The sequence below is a fragment of the Leptospira sanjuanensis genome (genome assembly GCF_022267325.1).
GTDB classification, from domain to species: domain Bacteria; phylum Spirochaetota; class Leptospiria; order Leptospirales; family Leptospiraceae; genus Leptospira; species Leptospira sanjuanensis.
The window spans coordinates 3,503,113-3,524,863 of record NZ_JAIZBG010000001.1; the positions used below are offsets into that span (position 1 = coordinate 3,503,113).

The window sequence follows — 21,751 nt, forward strand, 5'->3', positions numbered from 1 at the left end:
GAACGAATCGTTCTTATCAAAAACGAAACGATGAAGGTTTCTAAATTTATTCTTTTCCCTCATCGCCCGCAACGACCGAATATCTCGTAACACAGACAACCGGAATCAAAGGCAGAATACAAAATCCGGGCCGCATTACGACGTCGACGTTTCTCAAAACGGAAGATCCGGTTTGCGTTTCCATTTCCTTCAAATAAGAATGAACTCCCGATGCCGGAATAAAAAAGATTCCGAATCGAAATTTACCGGATTCGATGGAAGGTATTCTTCCTTCGGAAGAAAGATTCGATTGCGGTTTATCCAAAACGACGTAGGAAAGTCTGCGCGGCGGCGAACCGCCGCAGCTCAGCAAGATCTGAGTCGCAAACGTCAAAAAGGAAATTGCGAACAATCTCATTGGCCGTTCTCCTTTTGAATCGCAGCGCTGTCCAAGGCGAAACCCCGTATCGAAATACAATTGAATGGAACCAAAACGCTCGCGGATTGAGTCACTTCCGCATCGAGAATCGTATCGTATTTCGTATCCTTGAGCGCATTTGCAAAGGCTTGCGCGAGACTGAATTTAAAACCGCAGTCTTCTCCCTTACGGATTTCGCCTTTGAGACCTTGGATTTCGGGAAGCTTTCTCCCATTCCAATCTCCTTGCGATAAAAGATACACTTTTTGAGAGCTGGAACAAGCGGTCACGGCCGCCGCCAACGACGATAAAATTAAAAACGAAACCGGTTTCATGAAAGAAATGGCACGGACGAACGCATCGAATCCGTTTCTCCTTTTGAATTCTCCTAAGGAGGATAAATCGAAAGCCTTTTCGATGGCAAACGGATTCCGGATAAAAGCAAAAATTCAAGCAAGAATATATTATTTTTTGAATATACTATAAAATCAATATACCACGTCCCGAAACAAAAAATCTCTCTCAAAAACCGTCCCGATTATAATTCCGAGAACGCACAAACCGACCTTCCGTAAACCTGCCTCAAAATTCTCTTTTCAATTTGTAAGATGACTTGCGGACATAATTTCAGAAAAGGAGAAGCCTCTCTTATTTCGAGGTTGGATTGAATTCTACCTTTGCGATTCCCGAAAATAAATGTATGAGGACGGCGTTTGGAATTTCGATCTGGTTCATTCTTGCATCGCCGTTTTCCGTATTTGCGGATTATGCAAGCAACGGCGCCACTCATCTGGTTCGTGTCGAACGCGGACTCAAAACGAACGAATTTCTCATCAAGGCTCTCAACAGTTCGATTTCCAACATCGGTTCAGATGCGGACAAAGCTCTTTATAAACGAGTCATTCAACATCACGTGGAAACCAATCAGCTTTATTTTCAATTCGATCTCGAAAAATCATACGCCGAACTCAAACGCACACAGGACCTGCTCGTGATTCTATATTCGAGTCTGATCGAAACGAGCAAAAAGACGATCCGAGGAGAATTGAGTTCTCTCGGTTATCGCGCCATTCGAGGGACGACAGCCAGACCGAAAAAACATCTCGAATTAGGTTACAGGGAATTAGCGGCCGCCGAGCAGAAAAAATTGATCGCCGACAATTCAAGACCGTATCTTCAGCCGATCAAGTTGGAACTGCTTTACGAATCTCTAAAATTGCTCAAACAATCCAGAAAGTATGTGGTTCTTCTTTCCATGGAATATCTTTCCGATTTTCCTCCCGATCCGGAAACTGAGGATTTTTTGGGAATCCTGAACGAGATCAATCGAGCGATGTTTTCCCGCAAAGATGAGTTCGCGAGAATTCATTTCGACAATCACTTTCACACCTATTCGGGCGAGAACCTCTACGACACATATTGGCAAGATCCTGCCTTGGAAGAATTGGAAAAACCTCTGGGAGAAGTCGACGCACCGTACGTACGCGCGAGAAGACAAGCGAAACGTTGATCCGGCGCAGGGATCGATGATAACTTGACTGAAGCGGAGAGCCCGGCGGGCGACTTCCGGAAATTTTGCTCTTGTCGAACGAATGGGCCCGAGCGCCCCGATCCTTTTTTCCGATCGTCGTTTCGAAATTCAGATGACAAGGAATTCTTCCCTAGATACAACCGACCTTTGTGTTAGAACTGAGTTGTCCCAACTGCGGAGCGCCCGTCCCATTTCAAAGCAAGGCTTCCATCTACGGAGTCTGTCCGAATTGCAAAACTCTGACCGTTCAAAAGAACCAGTCTCTGGAAAGTTTAGGCAAGGCCGGAGAATTGGTCCCGGATCTTTCCCCCATCCAAATCGGAACCTCCGGTAAAACCAAGGACGGGATTCAGTTTCAAGTTGTCGGAAGAATTCAACAGCAATACGCGCTCGGTACTTGGAACGAATGGCATGCGATTTCTCAGGATGGAAATTCGATTTGGCTCGCGGAAGCGCAGGGTCAATTCATGATTACGCAGTTGAAACCGACTTCTCAGAACGAAATTTTTCCGGAACACGATCCGATTCGGGATTTAGATTCGCCTCCGGACGTTTACTTTATCTCCTCTAAAACTTCCAAACAACTTTTGAGAGCCGGGGACACCCTCAAACTCGACAATGAACTCTGGATGATCCGCGAAATCGGCCTCGCGACCTGCGTGGGTGGAGAAGGAGAATTGCCTGTCGGGTTTCAAACCGGAACCACATCCGTTCTTTTAGATCTCGCCACCGATCAAGGCTGGTTTGCTACATTAGATTATTCTCATACGCCTCCCCTTTATTTCCGCGGAATGATGTACAGCTTCGATCAGATTCAGTTCATCAACCTGAGAGATCCGAAAGGGTTCCAAGGGTTTCAGAAAATTCAGGAAGCGAAGGTGATTCAGTGTATGGGTTGCGGCGCTTCTTTGAGCCAAAGAAGTCCGGATTTTTCCAAATCGGTCGCCTGCGAATATTGCGGAACCGTAATGGATACGAGCAAAGACGAACTGAAAATTCTTTCCAAGTTTCAGGAAGTGATCAAGGACAACGTTTATCTTCTTCCCGGAACAAAACTCACTCTCAAAGGAAAAGAATGCGAGGTGCTCGGCGTCGTCAAAAAATCCGTTCACGCAGACGGCGAAATTTTTCCTTGGACGGAATATCTACTTCATTATACCGGCGGGTATTATTGGCTGAACGAAACGAACGGACATTGGACCGTGTTCGAACCGGTTCCGTTTATTCCGAGAACGGTCATCGGTTCTTATCCTCCGAAAAAGAGCTTTCAAAAAGAAGAATATAAATTGTTCAACTCGTCCACAGCGGGAACGGATTTCGCGTTCGGAGAATTCTATTATAAGATTCACGCGGGCGACACGGCGGAACTTGCTGACTTTATCGCTCCGCCGAAAATGCTTTCCTCCGAAAAAACGCAGAACGAACTTTTCTGGTCGATCGGCGAATATGTTCCTGTGGACGAATTAAAAAAAGCCGTTCATGGAGAAGTGAATCTTCCGGAACCGGAAGGAATCGGCGCCGCGCAACCGAACCCTTTTACGAAAATCAAAAAGCGAAACATAAAAATCGCAAGTTGGTTATCGGTCGTCATGTTGTTGGTTCAGATCGGTTTTTGTTGGAATGCTCAGGAAAAGGAAGTTTTTAAGAAAGACTTTGCTTATGTCCGCGATCCCGCTCCCGGCGGAACTACCGATTCTTCTTTCGTTACGGAGACGTTTCAACTGGGCGGCGGCGACAGACAGAACGTGCAGATTAAGATGGACGTTCCCGAACTTTCCAATCATTACATCTATTATTCTTTGGCGTTGATCAATACCAAAACGGACATCGCTTACGATACGGGCTTGGAAATCAGTTATTACCAAGGTTACGAAGACGGAGAAAGCTGGTCCGAAGGAGATAAGTCCGCGGACATCATCATCGGAGAAGTCCCCGCCGGAGAATACTATCTTCGCCTTGAATCGGAATCGGACTTTCCTCGAGGAAGCGGTGCGCATGTGACCTTAACGATCAAACGCGACGTCGATCAATCCGTGTATTACTTTCTGTTCCTGATCGCGATCTGGCTTCCGGTTCCGTATTCGCTATTCCGAAGTTTTTCTTTCGAGACCTCGCGAAACGAGAACAGCGATTTTGCTCCGTCGACTTCGAGTTCCGATTCGGACGACGACGATTCTTCGTATAGCGACGATTAGGGGAAAAATATAAAAGTCCGAAAGAATTCTATCCGATTTTATTAAGAGGCGACCATGAGCTACATTAAACAATTATTATATCCCGCGTATGTTCTCTGGCTTACGGGCTATCTTACGTATAACAATTTTTACGGAGGCGGTTCGAGCAACGTGGACGAAATAGAGAACGTTCCGAAAACCGTTCGAGAAAACCCCGGAGTTTACCGTTCTCACTACGCGAACTTCATGAGATATTCCGGAGGAAAGTAAAACCGTTTGCAGACCGCCCTTTATATTTCCGTTCTTATCATTTCTTCCTGCGGCCTCGTTTACGAACTTTTGGCCGGAACCATCGCCTCTTATCTTCTCGGAGAAACGGTCACACAATTTTCCCTTATCATAGGAACTTACCTCTTCTCGATGGGAGTCGGCTCCTGGTTGTCCAAATATGTGGAAAAAGATCTTATCCCCAAGTTTTTGGAAATCGAACTCGCGATCGGACTCGTGGGCGGTTTTAGTTCCGCCGTTTTGTATCTGAGCTTCGGTCAAATCCGTTACTTTCAGATCCCTTTGTTCTTGCTCGTGATTCTGATCGGGATCTTGGTCGGTCTTGAAATTCCGGTTCTATTACGAATCCTAAAAAAAGAACTTCAATTCAAGGAACTCGTATCACGTGTTCTGAGTTTGGATTACGTGGGCGCCTTGCTCGCTTCGATTTTATTTCCGATCTTTTTCGCTCCGAAACTCGGTCTGATCCGCACCGGGTTTCTATTCGGAATTTTGAATGCCGGAGTCGCGCTCTGGGGAACCTGGGCCTTACCGCTCAAACAATCCAGAATGATTCTTTTGCGCGCACAATCCGTTGTCGTATTAACGCTTTTGATCTTGGGATTTTCCTTTTCGGATTTGATTACCTATTACAGCGAAGAATCCTTATACACGGACGAGATCATTCTTTCTAAACAATCCCAATTCCAAAGAATCATCGTTACACGATGGAAAAACGAAATCCGTCTTTTTTTAAACGGACATCTTCAATTTTCGTCGCGGGACGAATATCGTTATCACGAAACCTTGGTTCACCCCGCGTTACTCGCTCATCCTTCTCCTAAACAGGTTTTGGTTCTCGGCGGAGGGGACGGTCTTGCCGTACGGGAAATTCTCAAACACAAAAGCGTGGAATCGGTTACGCTGGTCGATTTGGATCCTGCGGTCACGAATCTATTTACGGATCACGGAGTTCTTAAAGAACTCAACGACGAAAGTCTGAAAAATCCGAAAGTTCAAGTGATCAATACGGACGCGTTCGTATGGCTCGAGGAATCGGACAGAACTTTCGACGTCGTAATCATCGACTTTCCCGATCCGAGCAACTTTTCCCTGGGGAAACTTTATACGACCGCGTTCTTTCATGTGCTAAAACGAAGAATGAATTCGTCCTCCGTTTTGGAAATCCAATCCACGTCCCCGTTGTTTGCGCGTTCTTCGTATTGGTGTATCGAGAGAACGATCGCTTCGCTCGGGTATCGGACTCTTCCATTGCATGTGTACGTTCCTTCATTCGGAGAATGGGGATTCGTTTTGGCGGGTGAGCGACCGATCCGTTTTAGACCGGAATTTCCCGACCATCTCCGCTTTTTGAATCGGAAAGAACTCGAATCGATTCAGATTTTTCCGGAGGATATGTCCAGAATTCCGGTGGAGATCAATCGTTTGGACAATCAGGCTTTGGTTCGTTATTACGATCGGGAATGGAATCGGATTCTGGATTGAGGAATTTGTCGTAGTTCCGACAATTTTTCTGTGACACTTGCAGGGCCCCCACCCTAATTGGGTGGAGGTGGTGGGCTTTGTGGGAAAACTCAGGAAATTTTTCTATATCAGAAAAGTTTCTTTTTTTCAATAAAAATCCCGATCCTAAAATTTCTAGGAACTCCGACAAACAACTTCTCTCTAAATCGACAGAAATTTTGAAATAACGGAACTTGAATAGAAAATCGCTTTCTTACTTGCAAGAATCATGAAATTCTTGAAAACCTTTTACCACTTGAGGAATCGAATGAAAAAAAGAATCGCCCTTCCGCAAATCGTATCGATCACCACGCTAACGATTTTCGTCGCCTTGTTTACGTTTTCTTTAAACGCCGGTCCGACCGCACCCGAAAGAAAGGTCGAAACGACGGTTCATGATTTTATGGAGGATTATGCCAAACCCGCCGTCAAAGCTGCGAAAAAAGGAAAACCGGAATACATCGAAAAGATACTAAACGAACTTCCGAATTTTGCGCTCGACGAACAGAAAGCGAAGTGGAACGAAATTTCTCAGGAAGCGTTAAAGTCGAAGGACTATGAGCAATCCTGCAAGTCTTGCCATAAGGAATTCAAAAAGGAATACAAGAAAACGTACCGCAAACGACCGATTCAAGTGTCCCCGGAATTGATCGCTTATTTGAAGGAACTGAAAAAATAACGATCAAACCTTTCCGGTCGCGAACGGATTTTATCCGGGTTTGATCACGTTAGCCGCCATTCGAAAAGTGGGAAGATCGACCGGTCTCGCCGGCTTCAACTTCCCGTTTTGGAAATTTCTTGATATGGGGGAGCTGTCGCTTCTCCGGTATCCTTCTCCGCTTTTCCGTTCAGATCCAAAATCAAAAGCGTAATATCGTCTTCGAACTGATCCCCTCGCCCGGACCAAGACCGCACCGTGTCGAAAACGATCTGATTCAAAACGCCGCCTCGGATTTCCGAATGAGATTTTAGAAGATCGTAAAATTTCTGATAACCGAACATCTGACCGAACTTGTTGCGCGCTTCCGTAACGCCGTCCGTAAAAAGAACGATACGATCTTCCTTTTTGATCGGAATGATGAGCTGACCGTTTTTCAAATTTCCGTCGAGTCCCATGATCCACCCGGGTAAAAAGATTTCTCTGAATTCTCCTTTGAAATGATTGAGAATCGCGATCGGTGGATGTCCCGCATTCGAATACGTTATGATACCTTTGCCTATATCTACGATCAAGTACGCCGCGGTGATGAAATGTTTTCCGTATTTTCCCATCAACGCCCGATTCACGTTTTTTAACAGATCCGCGGGTTCGACGGCCTTACGCACTTCGATCGAGAATGCGAGTTTGACCATGGATGCGATGATGGCCGCGGGAATCCCGTGTCCCGAAACGTCGCTGATAAAAACACCCAGCCTTCCGTCGCCGTAATCGTGAAAGTCGTAGAAGTCGCCGCCTACGGAACTTGCGCATTCCATCTTGACCGAGAGTTCGATTCCTTCGAGTTTCGGAAGTTTATCGGGGAGAATCGATTCCTGCAATTCTCTCGCGATTTTCAACTCCTGTTCAATTTCCGAAAGTTTAATCTGATTCTCGTACGCGTCGATGCTCGTCTGCAAACTTTCGGCTTGTAAGGATTTGAACCGATCCGCAAGCGCAAAGGACAACAACGTCATTTCCAACAAGGAACCGATCAAAGAACCCCAGTTTGTAAACAAATTGCTAGGCAGGATCGAAAGATTCCGCAAAACGGTAACGAGAATAAAAACGACCAACACGGACCAAGCCATCAAAAAGAAACGTGCCGGTCTATAACCTTGACGATACCGATCGATCCCCGCATAAATCACGACGACCGAGGCGAGAATCGGAAACAAGGTCAACGCTTGCATATTCCAAAAATAGAATATAGGAAAAAAGGAAAGCCCGACTCCCACGATTCCGGGTAACATAAAAAGGATCAGAATCCGATCCAAAACCTTCGTTTTCCGATCGGTGTGCAAAAACGATCTCGTAAATTGGAGCGAAAAAACGATCGCAAGATACGCGAACGGAACCAACCAATTGTTCCAAGTCTTTAAAGAATCCGTGAAGATATATTGATTCCCGACTCCGGTCACAGACAACTGCCACAACGCGAACGACAAAAGATAAAGAACGTAAAAAAGATAACCGGCTTCCTTGACCGTGTATAAAACGAATCCGTTGTATACGAGCATCACTAGAATCGCACCGAAAAATAATCCGAAGAGAATATTTTGGATTTGAACGTTTATGATAAACTCGTAAACGCTCCAAGCCTTGAAATTTAAGATCAAAGATCTTCGTGTCGCGATACGAACGAGATACTCGTCGGTGGCGGCGTTTTTGGAAACAAGACGATATACGGGATGAAAATAGCGGACGCTTTGTTCTTTCCGAACTTCTTCGTAACGAATCGGAAAGCCGGAAATTTTTCTGTAAACGGTAAACTCTTCCGCGGCCGGATTGGCGAGTTCCAAAAACCAAGGATGAGAACCGAACTCGTGATTTTTAAAACGTGTTTTAAAACGAACCCAAAACACGGATTGTGTAAACCCCTTGGAAAGACTGTTTTTTTCGAACTTAGTCCAACCCGGGTTGAAGTTGAGATTGGAAAAATCCTCGATGCGGAATTCGTTTTTAGGATCTTCTAAGATTTGAAGATTCTTTCCGAGATATTCCCCTTTCATTTCACCGGAAAGAGGGAATACGAATTCTTCCGTTAACGAGTTTGTCTTTAAGTAAGATTGTGTTTGAGTTTGAGAAAATACGTTAGCCGGAATCGCAAGCAGAGTTCCGAAACAAAACGAAATGAAGAAGAGAGATACGCGTCGCTTCAAAGTTTCACGCCCGCAAGTCCCAGAATAAACTGAAACTCCGCGGGAGAAACCGGTTGAATCGAAAGGCGAGATCCTTTCTGTAAAAGCACCATATTTTTAAGGGCTTTCTGTGTTTTCATTTCTTCCATCGTGACAGGTTTCGGGAACTTTTTTTTGAACTTTATATCTACCATATACCAAGTAGGATTCTCAGTCTTACTTTTCGGATCGAAGTATTTGTGAGAAGGATCAAAAGCGAAATGATCCGGATAACCGGGTTTTACTACTTCCGCAATTCCGACGATGGAAAGGGGGTTCGCCCTACTATGGTAAAAGAGAACTAAATCCCCTTTTTTAATACTGTCACGCAAGAAATTGCGGGCTTGATAATTTCTTACCCCTTCCCAAGGAGCGATATGGGAAGGAGCGTTGTAGAGGTCGTCGATGGAGAAGACGTCCGGTTCTGTCTTAAACAGCCAGTGTTTCATTCCATTCCGGCGTTGTAAGCTGGATTCGTTTTAATGCCGTTTTGTTTTTTGGACTTAACGGTTTTTTCCGGCTTTTTTTTAGCACCTTCCTCGTTGGCCGGATGAACGATCGCCATCAGTTCTTCGTGAGAAATGGTTTCTTTAGCCAGAAGAGCCTTTGCAAGTCCTTCAAATTTAGAAGCGTTCTTACGAACGAGATCGCGTCCTTTGTTCAAACATGTCTGGATGATTTCACGAACTTCTTTGTCGATCATCGCCGCGAATTCTTCGGAGTAATATTTGCTGCTGTGGCCCATATCTCTTCCAATGAACACGTTCGCCTGATCGCCGCTGTAATTCACGGTTCCTAGTTTTTCGGACATTCCCCACTCGCAGACCATTTTGCGTGCGATGTTCGACGCTTGTTGAATGTCGTTGCTAGAACCAGTGGAAGTCACGCCGAACTTGAATTCTTCCGCGATAAATCCTCCCATCGCCACCACGATTTGGTCGAGCCAATAGGTTTTAGGGAGAATGTGTTTGTCTTCTTTGGGAAGAGATTGTGTCAATCCGAGCGCGCGTCCTCTCGGAATGATCGTAACCTTGTGAACCGGTTCCGTATAAGGAAGAAGGGTTCCGAGAATCGCGTGACCCGCTTCGTGATACGCGATGACTTCTTTTTCTTTTTCGGAAATGAAAAAGGATTTCCGTTCCGGTCCCATCATCACTTTGTCGCGCGCTTCTTCGAGTTCTTCCTGAGTGACTCGTTTTTTATTCTTACGAGCCGCAAGCAACGCGCCTTCGTTGATGAGGTTCGCGAGATCGGCTCCGGTAAAACCGGGGGTTCCTCTTGCAATCGAGTGAAGGGAAATATCGCTGGTCATCGGAACTTTGCGGGAATGAACTTTGAGAATTTCTTCTCTTCCTTTGATGTCCGGAAGATCGACCATTACTTGACGGTCAAAACGACCCGGTCTAAGCAAAGCGGGATCCAAAACGTCCGCACGGTTCGTAGCCGCCATTACGATCACACCTTCGTTCTTTTCAAAACCGTCCATCTCGACGAGCATTTGGTTGAGGGTTTGTTCTCTTTCGTCGTGGCCGCCGCCAAGTCCCGCCCCTCTCAGACGACCGACCGCATCGATCTCATCGATAAAGATGATACAAGGAGAATTCTTTTTTCCTTGGTCGAAGAGATCTCTCACTCTCGAAGCTCCGACCCCGACGAACATTTCCACGAAGTCCGATCCGGAAATGGAGAAGAAAGGAACTCCCGCTTCTCCCGCAACCGCTCTTGCAAGCAATGTTTTACCGGTTCCCGGAGGACCGACTAACAGAACACCGGTGGGGATTCTCGCACCGATCGCGTGAAACTTTTTAGGATCTTTGAGAAACTCTATGATTTCGACTAATTCTTCCTTTGCCTCTTCGCAGCCGGCGACGTCTTCAAAGGTGACTTTTACTTTCGGGTCCACGGTCATTTTCGCCTTCGACTTGCCGAAGGAGAAAGCTTTGTTTCCGGTGGATTGAATCTGCCTCATCATGATGAACCAGAAGAGACCGATCAGAATTACGATGAGAAGAATATTGCTTCCGATGACGCTCCAGAATTTTCCCTCTTCCGCGGAACGAGCGTCGAAGGACACGTTAGCTCTTCTTAAGGATGCGATAAGATCCTTATCCAAAGGTGCGACTGTGGTTCTGAATTTTACTGGCTTAGCTGTTTTGGATTCCGCGTATTCGGAAGGAATGTAAAATCCTTCGATGACGTCTTTCTCGATTTGGATCTTATTGTATTTATCGACGCTTCCTTTATACAATTTGCCGAGAGGTTTTTTACCTTCTACCGGCTCCAACATATTCAAAAAATCGGAATAGGAGATATCCTTTGTTGCGCCCGCGTTATTTTCGTAGTTGTAAGCGATGATCAAAACGACCATCATAATAATAAGGACAAAGAATACGTTTTTCAAGTTCTTGTTCATGGAGTTCTCCTGTAACTTAGACGCCTGTAAGAAACAATCAACAGGCAAGAGGTTCCTTCTGATAGGATTTCACGTTTCTTCAAAAAGGCAAGGAAGAATTGGCCGATAACGCTAAAAGGAAATCGGCGGGAAACGGAAATCGCGAAGATTTTTTACTTCAAAGATGATATTTTTCGATCACGTCGTCGATATCTCCGAGAGAAATCGAACGAATCGCGGCTTCCGCGTCGTTGATGATCTGGATCAGACTCAAGTTTTCCATCGGCTCGAAATCTTCTTTCAAAAAAGAATCGCGGGCCTTGAGATCGAATCCGTCGTTCCAAATTCCGATTCGAATGCGGATAAAATTCGGAGAACGAAGAGATTGAATGATGGACTTCACACCGGGATGATCCGTTTCCTGAGTTCCTTTATCAACTACGATTCTTCCGAGAGGGAGAGTCCAGTCTTCTTGAATGACAAGAATTTCTCCCACCTGGATTTTTAGAAACGAAGCGATGTAAAGAACGGACTCACCGGACAGATCGCTGAACGTCTGCGGTTTTAAGAGTACGACTTCTTCCCCCTCAAAATCACCGCGACCGATTAGAGATTTCTTCTTCTTGGTCTTGATTTCAACATTGATGTTATTCGCGATAACATCCAAAATTTTGAAACCGATGTTTGAGCGGTTATTGTTGTATCTGTCCCCTGGATTCCCGAGTCCGACGATCAGCTTCATGAATACCTATCTGTTTTTATCAGATTAGACCTGATTGAAGTTCCGTTTTATTTTTTTCCTTTCTTAGCTTTGTCGTCGCCGGCGGCGCCTTTAGCTTCCGCTCTTTCGGCGGCAAGGAGTGCTTTCGTTTTATTTACGGAAGTAACGATCGGATCTCCGTTGATCAAAATTTCCCAGCTTGCGGGAACTTTCAACTGGCTGATCTTAATCGCATCGCCCACATCGAGATCGGTAACGTCGATGGTAAGGTTTTCAACCAGATCTTCAGGGATCGTTTTAACGCGGATCTCGTGAATGATATGTTCGAATTGACCTCCGGTTTTGGAACCTTTCGCGACACCGGTAGTCTCGATGCCGATTTTGGTGATGATCTTTTGACCGGGAACGACTTTGTAGAAATCAACGTGACGGATTCTGTCGATTTCGGGAAATCTTTGGATTTCTTTTACGAATACTTTTTGCGTGCCTTGGCCTTCCACGTCGAGTTCGATCAGAGTGGACTGACGGATTCCGGAATGAACCATCTTTTCCAGTTCTTTCTCGTTCACCGCTCCGGACGTTGCAACTCCGGCTCCGATGATATTTACGGGAACCAAGCCCGAAGAACGAAGACGATTGTTTTCGTTTTTACCGGTTTCCGTTCTTTTTTTAACCGCGATTTTGTGAATTGTGCTCTGGCTCATTCTTATTACCTAACCTTAATCGAATAAAGTGCTGACTGATTGATTTGTATGAATCCTCTTGATCGCGTTCGCGAAAAGAGGAGCTACGGACAATGATTTCAATTTGTGAATCTTTTTAGATTCGGGAATCGCGATCGTGTTCGCAAGAACGACTTCCGTGAAGTTCGTCGCGTTGATCCGATCCACGGCCTCGCCGGATAGAACCCCGTGAGTGGCCGCACAATAAACCGACTTCGCTCCGTGTTTCAAAAGAGCGTCCGCGGCCTTGCAGATCGTTCCTGCGGTGTCGATCATATCGTCGAGAAGAATACAATTCTTCCCTTCGATCTCGCCGATCACGTTCATCACTTCGGAGACGTTCGCTTTCGGTCTACGTTTATCAATGATTGCTAATGAACCGTTCACTTTTTTGCCGAAGGCTCTCGCTCTTTCCGCGCCGCCCGAATCGGGAGAAACGATCACGAGGTCTTCGATATTTTTCGTATTGATGTAGTCCGCAAGAACCGGGGCAAAGTGAAGATTATCGACCGGAACACGGAAGAATCCTTGGATTTGATCCGCGTGCAAGTCCATGGTAAGAATGCGGTTGAGGCCAACGACTTCGAGGAGATCCGCAACGACTCTCGCGGAAATGGGAACGCGCGGTTCCACTTTTCTGTCCTGACGACCGTAGCCGTAATACGGGATCACGACGCTAATGCTGGAAACGGAAGCTCTGCGAAGCGCGTCCATAATCAGAATCAATTCCATCAAATGATCGTTCGCAGGAGCCGAAGTGGATTGAACGATGAAGACTTCCCTTCCTCGAACGTTGTCTTCCACCTTCACCGAAATTTCTCCGTCCGAGAACTTCTTCAGGTTAATCTTGCCGGGCTGAATGTTAAGATGAGTACAAATTTCTTCGGCGATTTGTTTATTGGAACTTCCGGCAAATACCGCGATGTCTCCGTTCATGGATGGACGGCCTCCCCTTTGATCATGGCGGAAAGCATCTGCAGGTCTTCGGGAGAATTCACCCCGTGACTTTCGAGATGATTTTTCAGTTTCATAGCGCCGAGTTTCTTTCCTGAGTTTCTGTATAATTTCACGAGATCGGGAAGATAATATTCTCCCTGAGCGTTCGAGTTTCCGATTTGTCTGAGAGAATCGAAAAGTCCGTCACCGTCGAACACATAGGTTCCGGTGTTGATTTCGTTGATGAGTTTTTCTTCCGCGTTGGAATCCTTTTCTTCCACGATAGCCGTAACATCACCGGAAGAATTGCGGATGATTCTTCCGTAACCGGTCGGCTTTTCTACGACTGCGGAAAGAATCGTTGCGGAGAATTCGTTTTGTTTGTGTTCTTTTACGATATTACCGAAGGTTTCAGCGGTGATCATAGGAACGTCGCCGCAGGCGACGATCACCGAACCTTGAAAGTCTTTGAGTTCCGATTCGGCACAAAGAAGAGCGTGTGCGGTCCCAAGTTGTTCGGTTTGTTCCGCAAAAGAAACTCCGGAAATTCCGGAACAGAGGGCTTGGACTAATTCTTTTTTGTAACCTACTACGACTACGATCCGTTCCACGCCGGATGCTTTCAGGTGATCGAGTACATAGAGAAGTAGCGGTTTGCCGTTCAGCTCTACCGCAACCTTAGGCTGATCCGTTTTCATACGGGTGCCCTTCCCTGCGGCTAATACCACAGCGACCTTATCCTGAGTAGGTTTCATCGTTAATAAATGTCAGTAATTCACTGGCTGGGCTGCTAGGATTCGAACCTAGGAAATGGCGATACCAAAAACCGCTGCCTTACCACTTGGCGACAGCCCAGTTTCTAAAAGTTGAATCGTACGAAAGTGAGATTTGGGAATTCCTGCCTCAGCCTGTGCAGCAGTTCTTCTTGGATCTCAAGGCCCTGGACCAGCCCGTACACACTCGAACCTGAACCGGTCAAAGAACAATAACTGGATCCAAACTCCAGGAATCTGTCCTTGAGAACTCCCAATTCCGGATGAAGTTGGAAGGCAACCGGCTCAAAATCATTCAAGAGCCTACCCTGCAGAGCGCTCCAATCTCCGTTTTTTAAGACAGAAATCAGATTTTCTGGCAGCGTATTCCCATCTTTCTGGGAGCCCCCCTCTTGTAAAGGTTTTTTCAATAAGGAGTACATTTCCGCCGTATTCATCACCTGCGGAGTTAAAGCGAGAATTCCCTGTCCCGGATGGACTTCGATTTCTTTCGAAATTTCGCCTCGACCGGTTACGAATGCGTGGCCTTCTCCCAAAAAGAACGGAACATCGGAGCCGATTTCTGCCGCGAGATCGCGCATCTCATCCGAAGTAAAAAAAGAACGCCAGGAAAAAAGAAAGTTTAGAAGAGAAGCGGCATTCGTGCTTCCTCCTCCAAGTCCTCCCGCGGGAGAAATCCGTTTTGTCAGATGAATTTTGACTCCCGGAAGTTCGGGAAAACGAGATCGCGCCTTTTCGTAGGTCTTATAAAGAATATTCTTTTTAAGATCGCCCTTTTCGGAAACCTGATCATATAGTTTCCGTTTCTCTAATATGATTTCGTTTTTAGAAACGAGCTCAAAAACTCCGCTATCCGCCGGTTCGATTTCGATATCGTCTCCCCAGGAGATTCGGAGAAACACGCTTCGGATTTCGTGAAACCCGTCCGGCCGTTTGAACGGGATTTCCAATCCGAGATTGATCTTAGCGGGGGAGAGCAAACGATTCTTCCTTTGTTTTCGTGAACGACTTCATTGTAGCTTAACGCAGAATGGATTCGATTTCACCTACGATTCTTTTTACGAGATGAGAAGGGCTTTTCAGAATTACGTTTTTTCCAAACGGGAGAATCGTCTCTAAAAACCAGCCCTCTTCGCGAATCTTCGCTTTTGACAAATGATAGACGACATTGTCGAAGGTTTTCGTTTCGGAAGTCCGTTCAAGACCGAGTTTGCGATTCAAGTTGTAAAACACTTCTTTCGTGTGCCAGATTTCAGCTACGCCGGAAGAATTCTCCTGTGATTTTCTAAATTCCTCGAATTCTAGGATATATGTCGACTTCTTTTGACCCGCGGGTTGCGTAATCGGATCGTTACCGATTTTTAAAGAGAGAATATGATCGAGCCGAAAGTTTCGAGCAGCTTTTCGTTCATGACAAAACCCTAATAAATAATCTTCTAATGAATGAAACAGAAACCAAGGATCCACTTTTCTCTGAGAGGATTTTTCTCCGCTTCTGGATTGGTATTCCAAGATGAGGCTTTTTCCTTGGCGAATCGCGTCTTGTATGTTCGTTTTATAAGCGGACAAGGCTTCTTGTCCGGCAACCGGTACGATCGAAACTATCTTTTGAAGAATCTTACGTGCGGTTGCGTTTGTGTTCGGATCTTGATTGGTTTCGGCGGCTTCTTCTAAAATTTTGCGAAGGGTGAGCCATTCTCGAATACTGAGACGCAAACTGGAATCAAAACGAAACGGAAGAATCAATCCGAAGGTATCCGTTTCCGAATCGTAATCGACCTGAATCAAATCCGCAACATGAGGAGTCGCGCCGAGAAAAAAAAGTTCTCCGAGCTGTTCCTTTAAATCTTTTTGATTGGTTACACCCGTCACACTGGAAAGTTCTTCCAGTGTCATTCGTTTCCCGTCCTTAAGATGACGAATCAGATTTAATTTGAAGTTCAATCGAACCGTGCTTGGATTCATGAAAACCTACTCCTCAAGAGTAAAAACGGCGCACATTCTGTAAACCGGAAATGCGGGATTCTTGCGAAACGATTTGTAATTGAAAAAAGGAAAATTTTAAGGATTTGGAATCCGTTTGCAAAAGAAGCTTCTCATTCTGTGTTCATGCAGCCAGAGTCAGAAAAGAAAATTGTTAGAAACATTCAGTACCCGCGGAAATTTTATTTGGAATTGATGGATTCCGCCGGAGTATTTATCGGCACACCCTTACGTTTAACGGGCAATCGAATCCTAATTTCTGTGAATCAAAAATTGAGCGCTAAGGAAGACGATTCGATTCAAGGTGCGATTTACGGCGTGAGAAGTCGAGAATCGTGTGTTTTTGTCGGGAGAATTGTTTCTCGTTGGGAAGAGGACCCTTCGGAACATTTTAACGATTACGATCATTTTTGCCGTTTGGAGATCGAAACGGAGGAATCTCTTCCGCCGGGAATTCGATTGGAAGAAGAATCGAATTCGTTTCGAAGGGATCGATTTGTGTGAGCTAAAATGTGGATTGGTCGGTTAAAAACTTTTGGTACCACGGAAAACTCGTGTCATATATTGTCCGAATCGGGTTTGGCGAGAATTTTAGCTGTCTGCTGATTCGATTGTGAGCCAGGTCTAGGTGCCAGATATAACTGTAATATTCGTGAAATGTTGGAACTCCTGCGTTCACGGTTTCCACAATAGAATCTCCAACCCCGACCTCATCTAAGGCCAACAAAAAATTAAAAAGGTAACAACGCGAAACTCCATGCGCTTGTGCCAAAGCCCCTAAAATCGACCAATATCCGCTACTCACCCTAAAATTGATTCGTTTCATCTTAGCCGGATCTTGATACAAAGCCGTTCCGGCTTTAGAATTGATGCGCTGCGTAGCCGAAATAAATTTTGCATATCTCCTCAAAAGATAAGGAAGCTTCTTTGATAAACCCAATTGATTCTCCGTCGACAACTGATCGTAGTAATTTTCCGGAACGAGCAACGTCACAACCCTGCTCGTTTCTTCAACCAAAGGAGACTCGATTTTACGATCCGAATAAGAAAGTATCCATTCCATACCTTTCTCAGTTCACTCGAAACGATTCCGAGAAGCTCTATCTCATAAAAAAATCAGAAAGCTCAAAATAAAATTTTTCCCCTTTATCGATTCGATCACCGCTGCCGACGCAACATCTCAATAAGAAAAACGGAAAACGCAACTTGATTGACAATCCGATTCACGAAAAGATTCTTCCGAAGATGCGAAAACTTACCCTAATTCTCATTCTTTGCTTACCCGCTCTTTATTACTCCGGAACCGTACTCAGTTGGGAGAAAAAGAAGAAGCTCCCGATTACGGGAGACGAACCTCATTACTTAATGATCTCGGAAAGCCTTGCCGCAGATGGCGACCTCGATTTAAAAAATAACTACGACCAAGACGCTAAAACGAACAAAATTATCGGACCGGTCGATGTGGAAAACCATACCGTTTTTGTTCCTTCAAACACTGCAAACAACGGGAACAAAAAATTCTACAGCATTCATTCCATTGGAACGTCTTTGCTATCGTTCATCGGATATAAAACCTTCGGCATTTTAGGATCAAAGATTGCGCTAACTCTAATCGCAGGCATTCTTCCTTTTCTTTTTTATTCCATGGGAAGAAGCCTCCGTCTCTCGCAGACCAAGTCCGCCTTCACATCGATTGTTTACTCGGTCAGCCTCCCATTCCCAATGGTCGCGGGACAAATTTTCCCCGATCTTCCGAGCGGCATTCTATTGACATCCGCAATCGCGATCCTCATCTCATTCGAAACGAACAAAACATTCAAAAATAGGAATATTTTGCTTTTTATATACTCCGCCACCATCGGCCTGTCAATATGGATTCATCTCAAGAATCTGCCCGTCGCAATTCTTATTCTATCTTTGCCTTTTGTATCGAAAAAAGAATGGAACTCAAAAACCAAAACGATCCTTTTAGGGCCTGCGCTTGCTTCGCTAATCGGCCTCGTGATTTACAATTTTCATTTATTCGGATCCTTTATCGGTCCGTATTCACGCGCCGGTGAAAACATTCATAAAACCTTCGATCCTAACTTTTCCCATTGGGTCACAGTGTTTTCCGGACTTTGGATGGACCGCAACCAAGGCCTTTTCTTTCAAAATCCGTTGATTTGGATTCCGGGGTTGTTCGGTTGGATCGTTCTAATTAGGGATCAAAAGCTCCGTAAGGTCGGGATTCTCCTGGGGATCGTGATAATTCTTCAATTAGGAATCAATGCGGGGCATCCCTGTTCTTACGGATGTCTTTCCTTGCCGGGAAGATTTCAATGGAGTTCCGCTCCTTTGTTTTTTCTGCCGTTCATCGCAGGATGGAAGATTCTCAACGGAGCCTATCGAAAGATTTCCTGGGGAATTCTATTCGTCTTTGTCGCTTATCAAATTTGGATCGGCAAAACCTGGTTCGATCATACGGCTTCTCTCTATCATACGATGGAACCGGACCAGGCCCAAAGGCCCGGTTTTTTACCGGACTCGATTCTTCCGTATTTACCTTCTTGGACGAATATCGATGAATCCTGGAAATCCTCAATCCAATGGATTTGGATAATGATTTTTCTCTCCCCGATTCCGATCTATTTTCTGTGGATTCGGAACAATCCAAAGATGCGAAACGGTCTGAATCCTTGATTGACAGAGAAACGAAATAAGAGTCAGTATTCTAAGAAAGGTATCTAAAGAATCGCCATGAAACGAATCCCAAACGTAGTCCCGAAACTCATTCTTTCTTTTGCGCTCGCCGTCCTACTTTCCTCCAAAATAGAAGCGCAGGACGCAACCCAGAACGTTAAGGAGAAGATGGTTTGTCAAAAGATCGAACTCATTGTGAACGGACAAACCTACGATGACGGACATAAATGCGTTTCTCCGGATGCGATCTGTTACCTCGTGGAAGGCCTTTCTTTGAGCTGTTTCCCGAACCCCAACCGAGAGCCCGCTTCGAACAAACCTAAGACGAACTGAAAGCAAAAGGCACCTCGAACTCGGCGGGTGCTATAATACGACCAAGGTCTGAAGGGACAAATCACGCGTCTTGTTCCAAGAGAAGAATCCCTTTCTTTTGAAGTCCGCAATCGAATCACACGAACAACATCCAAACATTCGTACAATAAAAAAGGCGCCTCAAAGGACGCCCTTTTTATATTCAACCTAAGAAAAGCAGGTCGAATGAAGAAAGATTAAAGACTTCCGAGAACGGATTGATATCTTTGAGCTTCTTTTTCCAGTGCTTGAGCTTGTTTCAGATATTTTTGAGACTGAACGTTGCTTGCAAGAAATTTGCCGCCGGTGGATCTTTTTGCGAGTTCACGAAGTTCCTCGGCTCTGGTTGCTTTTTGTTGTGCAACGGCTTTCAGATAATTTCCAACCGCTGTTTTTTGTTCTTTTGTTACTGCGCTTTCAACGATCGCTTTTTCCAAAAGCTGATCTTCAACTTCTTCCGATACGGCAAACACGGAGCTTGAAGCCAAAAGGCCAAGAAGGGAAATTACAGAAATCAGTTTGTTTGTTTTCATGATTGAAACCTCAGATGAGTTTTTATTTTTTGAAGAACGAATCTTCTATACCAATTTGACCAAGCGTCCCGAAGAAATAAATCAAAAAAAAATTTTAAGGCTCTTTTTCTTGAAATTTTCCTTAAACCACATTCAGAGCTTAATGTTTTTTGAATATTCAATATTTATTAAACATTCGAACTTGCGAAGCGGCTCAAAAAGAATACGAACGCACGGCACTGAGCTTAGTAATTGCAATTTTGCTTATGGACTTGATCGCAACAAACACAAAACCCGAGAGCATGCTCAAAGGAAGCGCTGTTGTTTTGTTTGAGCACAACCTTCTTCAATTATTAGGCAGATATTCAAAAAATTTTTCGTAAACTTGGGGAAAATGTATTCACAGTAACGTTTTCCGGCCGTATTTTGAATAAAATTCAGTTAGATGTAGAGTCGTCGAACTTTGCCTATTTTTTAGACATTTAGTTTTTAAGAAATTTGAGAATAAAAGCAGCAGCCTCTATCAAAAATTAGAAAATCCACTCAATTTAGAATCAAATCACACAGGAATAACGCTATAAACCGGCGAGCGCGCAGAGAATCCGCCGAGTAAATATCCGTGAAATCTCCCCAATCCAAAGAAGAATTGAAGGAGTTCCAACATTTGAATCCACAAAACGACATAATTCTCCTCACAACGAATTGTGAATTGTGTAATCTTCAAATCCCGGGAAACGTGGATTTGGAAAAAAACATGAAATACCTACATACAATGATACGCGTTTTGGATCTGGAAAAGGCTCTCGATTTCTTCTGCATGACGCTTGAACTGGTCGTTGTGCGCAAAAAAGAACATCCCGAAGGAAAATACACGCTCGTCTTTTTATCAACGGGCGAAGCCGATGCACCCGAAATCGAACTAACCTACAACTGGGGACAAAAAGATCCTTATACCGTAGGAAGAAATTTCGGACATTTGGCCTTTGAAGTGGACAATATTTACGAAACATGTTCGCGGATCGTATCCCGCGGAATTACGATCAACCGCCCTCCTCGCGACGGAAGAATGGCGTTCATCCGTTCTCCGGATCAAATTTCTGTCGAACTTCTTCAAAAAGGACACGCATTACCCCCCGAAGAACCTTGGGCTTCCATGCCCAATACGGGAGAATGGTGATTCCTCTTTAAAAACGATCTTTAGCAACGAAGAACCATCCCTTCGCGACCCACAAAAACGACCGGGAGAAGTCCGAGAATCGACTCGATCTCGATTCTCGGACTTACTGTTTCAAAATTTTCTTGACTTTACATAGTGCATATACACTATGTAAAAAGAATCACCAAGGAAGGGAAGAATCCAATGGAAGAAGAATTTCGCTTTGAATCCAGAATCCCGGTCCGTTTTAGCGATACCGACGTAAACGGACACGTAAACAACCAGAATTATAATTCGTATTGCGACGAAGCCAAAATGAAAGCCTTCGTAAGCTCGGGAGTAGATCTCGAAAAGATGAAACGGGAAGGAATCGGACCGATCGTTTACAAAGCCGAATACGAATATCTCGGCGATCTCAAATATCCCGATACGGTAATCGTAAGAACCAGGGTGGAATTTATTAAAAAGACAAGAGCCATTTTTCATCAGGAACTGGAACGGGAATCCGACGGAAAACTCGTGAGCCGAGTTCGTTCTTACGGAATGTGGATCAACTTTGAAACAAAAAAACCCGCGTTCTTACCGCCGGAAGTGATCGAGAGAATGGGAGAATTTAAAAATCATTTTTTGAAGAAAGAAGCGGCGCTCGTATAAACCGAAACCGCGAAAACTGCTTCTTGGAAACCTTACAATCGGAGTAATTCATGCTTCACTTGCCAACCGGATCCTTGCGAACTAGGATCCGGTTGTTTT

The 21,751-nt window shown here is 44.9% G+C and carries 23 protein-coding genes and 1 tRNA gene; 10 read left to right on the forward strand and 14 right to left on the reverse strand.

Translation table 11 applies throughout. The features are described 5' to 3' along the window. Positions 1-46: 46 nt before the first annotated feature. Together LFX25_RS15925 and LFX25_RS15930 are read right to left on the reverse strand one after the other, a co-directional pair. Positions 47-397, reverse strand: coding sequence for an LIC10260 family lipoprotein (locus LFX25_RS15925; protein ID WP_238731094.1), 351 nt, complete (start codon positions 395-397; stop codon positions 47-49). Continuing rightward, the gene (locus LFX25_RS15930) at positions 394-732 is read right to left on the reverse strand and encodes a hypothetical protein (protein ID WP_238731095.1); all 339 of its coding nucleotides are present in this window, start codon (positions 730-732) and stop codon (positions 394-396) included. Before LFX25_RS15930 ends, LFX25_RS15925 begins: the two co-directional genes overlap by 4 nt. 365 nt (positions 733-1,097) lie before the next feature. Between LFX25_RS15930 and LFX25_RS15935 the strand changes: the two genes are divergently transcribed. The 5 genes from LFX25_RS15935 (at position 1,098) to LFX25_RS15955 (ending at position 6,572) form a co-directional block, all read left to right on the forward strand. Further along, positions 1,098-1,907, forward strand: coding sequence for an adhesin OmpL37 family surface protein (locus LFX25_RS15935; RefSeq protein WP_238731096.1), 810 nt, complete (start codon positions 1,098-1,100; stop codon positions 1,905-1,907). A 170-nt stretch (positions 1,908-2,077) separates the two neighbouring features. Then, on the forward strand, positions 2,078-4,123 hold the full coding sequence (locus LFX25_RS15940; protein ID WP_238731097.1) for a DUF4178 domain-containing protein: 2,046 nt from the start codon (positions 2,078-2,080) through the stop codon (positions 4,121-4,123). Positions 4,124-4,177: 54 nt separating this feature from the next. Further along, positions 4,178-4,372, forward strand: a complete 195-nt coding sequence (locus tag LFX25_RS15945; RefSeq protein WP_238731099.1) for a hypothetical protein — start codon at positions 4,178-4,180, stop codon at positions 4,370-4,372. Between the two features lie 6 nt (positions 4,373-4,378). Then, complete coding sequence (locus LFX25_RS15950; protein ID WP_238731100.1) at positions 4,379-5,875, forward strand: polyamine aminopropyltransferase; 1,497 nt, start codon at positions 4,379-4,381, stop codon at positions 5,873-5,875. A gap of 286 nt (positions 5,876-6,161) precedes the next feature. Then, positions 6,162-6,572, forward strand: coding sequence for a hypothetical protein (locus tag LFX25_RS15955; protein ID WP_238731101.1), 411 nt, complete (start codon positions 6,162-6,164; stop codon positions 6,570-6,572). Positions 6,573-6,667: 95 nt separating this feature from the next. Here the strand turns inward: LFX25_RS15955 and LFX25_RS15960 are convergent, their stop codons facing one another. From LFX25_RS15960 to LFX25_RS16005, 10 genes are all read right to left on the reverse strand, one after another. Then, positions 6,668-8,752, reverse strand: coding sequence for a 7TM diverse intracellular signaling domain-containing protein (locus tag LFX25_RS15960; protein ID WP_238731102.1), 2,085 nt, complete (start codon positions 8,750-8,752; stop codon positions 6,668-6,670). Continuing rightward, positions 8,749-9,219 (reverse strand): EVE domain-containing protein, encoded by a 471-nt coding sequence (locus tag LFX25_RS15965; protein WP_238731103.1) that lies wholly within the window; start codon positions 9,217-9,219, stop codon positions 8,749-8,751. The genes LFX25_RS15960 and LFX25_RS15965 overlap by 4 nt, the downstream gene beginning before the upstream one ends. Next, complete coding sequence (ftsH, locus tag LFX25_RS15970) at positions 9,216-11,183, reverse strand: ATP-dependent zinc metalloprotease FtsH (protein ID WP_238731104.1); 1,968 nt, start codon at positions 11,181-11,183, stop codon at positions 9,216-9,218. The genes LFX25_RS15965 and ftsH overlap by 4 nt, the downstream gene beginning before the upstream one ends. A gap of 157 nt (positions 11,184-11,340) precedes the next feature. After that, positions 11,341-11,904, reverse strand: a complete 564-nt coding sequence (gene pth / locus LFX25_RS15975) for an aminoacyl-tRNA hydrolase (RefSeq protein ID WP_135574089.1) — start codon at positions 11,902-11,904, stop codon at positions 11,341-11,343. A 47-nt stretch (positions 11,905-11,951) separates the two neighbouring features. Further along, positions 11,952-12,587 (reverse strand): 50S ribosomal protein L25/general stress protein Ctc, encoded by a 636-nt coding sequence (locus LFX25_RS15980; RefSeq protein WP_238731106.1) that lies wholly within the window; start codon positions 12,585-12,587, stop codon positions 11,952-11,954. A 15-nt stretch (positions 12,588-12,602) separates the two neighbouring features. Next, a complete protein-coding gene (locus tag LFX25_RS15985) occupies positions 12,603-13,541 on the reverse strand; it encodes a ribose-phosphate diphosphokinase (protein WP_135574093.1) in 939 nt (312 codons plus the stop codon). Then, positions 13,538-14,296, reverse strand: a complete 759-nt coding sequence (locus tag LFX25_RS15990; RefSeq protein WP_238731107.1) for a sugar phosphate nucleotidyltransferase — start codon at positions 14,294-14,296, stop codon at positions 13,538-13,540. Before LFX25_RS15990 ends, LFX25_RS15985 begins: the two co-directional genes overlap by 4 nt. A gap of 24 nt (positions 14,297-14,320) precedes the next feature. Continuing rightward, a tRNA-Gln gene (locus LFX25_RS15995) sits at positions 14,321-14,396 on the reverse strand. 4 nt (positions 14,397-14,400) lie between these two features. Continuing rightward, a complete protein-coding gene (locus LFX25_RS16000) occupies positions 14,401-15,294 on the reverse strand; it encodes a 4-(cytidine 5'-diphospho)-2-C-methyl-D-erythritol kinase (RefSeq protein WP_238731108.1) in 894 nt (297 codons plus the stop codon). Between the two features lie 40 nt (positions 15,295-15,334). Next, positions 15,335-16,279, reverse strand: coding sequence for a helix-turn-helix transcriptional regulator (locus tag LFX25_RS16005; protein WP_238731109.1), 945 nt, complete (start codon positions 16,277-16,279; stop codon positions 15,335-15,337). Positions 16,280-16,558: 279 nt separating this feature from the next. Here LFX25_RS16005 and LFX25_RS16010 point away from each other — a divergent pair, with 279 nt between their 5' ends. Beyond that, positions 16,559-16,801 carry a hypothetical protein gene (locus LFX25_RS16010; protein ID WP_238731110.1) on the forward strand — a complete coding sequence of 81 codons (243 nt, stop codon included), beginning with the start codon at positions 16,559-16,561 and terminating at the stop codon, positions 16,799-16,801. A 1-nt stretch (position 16,802) separates the two neighbouring features. Here the strand turns inward: LFX25_RS16010 and LFX25_RS16015 are convergent, their stop codons facing one another. Continuing rightward, positions 16,803-17,360 (reverse strand): DUF1564 domain-containing protein, encoded by a 558-nt coding sequence (locus tag LFX25_RS16015; protein ID WP_238731111.1) that lies wholly within the window; start codon positions 17,358-17,360, stop codon positions 16,803-16,805. 182 nt (positions 17,361-17,542) lie between these two features. Between LFX25_RS16015 and LFX25_RS16020 the strand changes: the two genes are divergently transcribed. Next, positions 17,543-18,979 carry a hypothetical protein gene (locus tag LFX25_RS16020; RefSeq protein WP_238731627.1) on the forward strand — a complete coding sequence of 479 codons (1,437 nt, stop codon included), beginning with the start codon at positions 17,543-17,545 and terminating at the stop codon, positions 18,977-18,979. Between the two features lie 57 nt (positions 18,980-19,036). Further along, positions 19,037-19,312, forward strand: coding sequence for a hypothetical protein (locus tag LFX25_RS16025; protein ID WP_238731112.1), 276 nt, complete (start codon positions 19,037-19,039; stop codon positions 19,310-19,312). Between the two features lie 215 nt (positions 19,313-19,527). On the opposite strand, the gene LFX25_RS16030 is transcribed toward LFX25_RS16025, so the two are convergent. Continuing rightward, positions 19,528-19,863: an LIC10421/LIC12816 family protein gene (locus LFX25_RS16030; RefSeq protein ID WP_238731113.1), complete on the reverse strand. Its 336-nt coding sequence runs from the start codon at positions 19,861-19,863 to the stop codon at positions 19,528-19,530. Positions 19,864-20,596: 733 nt separating this feature from the next. On the opposite strand from LFX25_RS16030, the gene LFX25_RS16035 reads away from it, so the two are divergent. Beyond that, on the forward strand, positions 20,597-21,019 hold the full coding sequence (locus tag LFX25_RS16035) for a VOC family protein (RefSeq protein ID WP_238731114.1): 423 nt from the start codon (positions 20,597-20,599) through the stop codon (positions 21,017-21,019). 183 nt (positions 21,020-21,202) lie between these two features. Continuing rightward, a complete protein-coding gene (locus LFX25_RS16040) occupies positions 21,203-21,652 on the forward strand; it encodes an acyl-CoA thioesterase (protein WP_238731115.1) in 450 nt (149 codons plus the stop codon). The last annotated feature ends 99 nt before the right edge of the window (positions 21,653-21,751 follow it).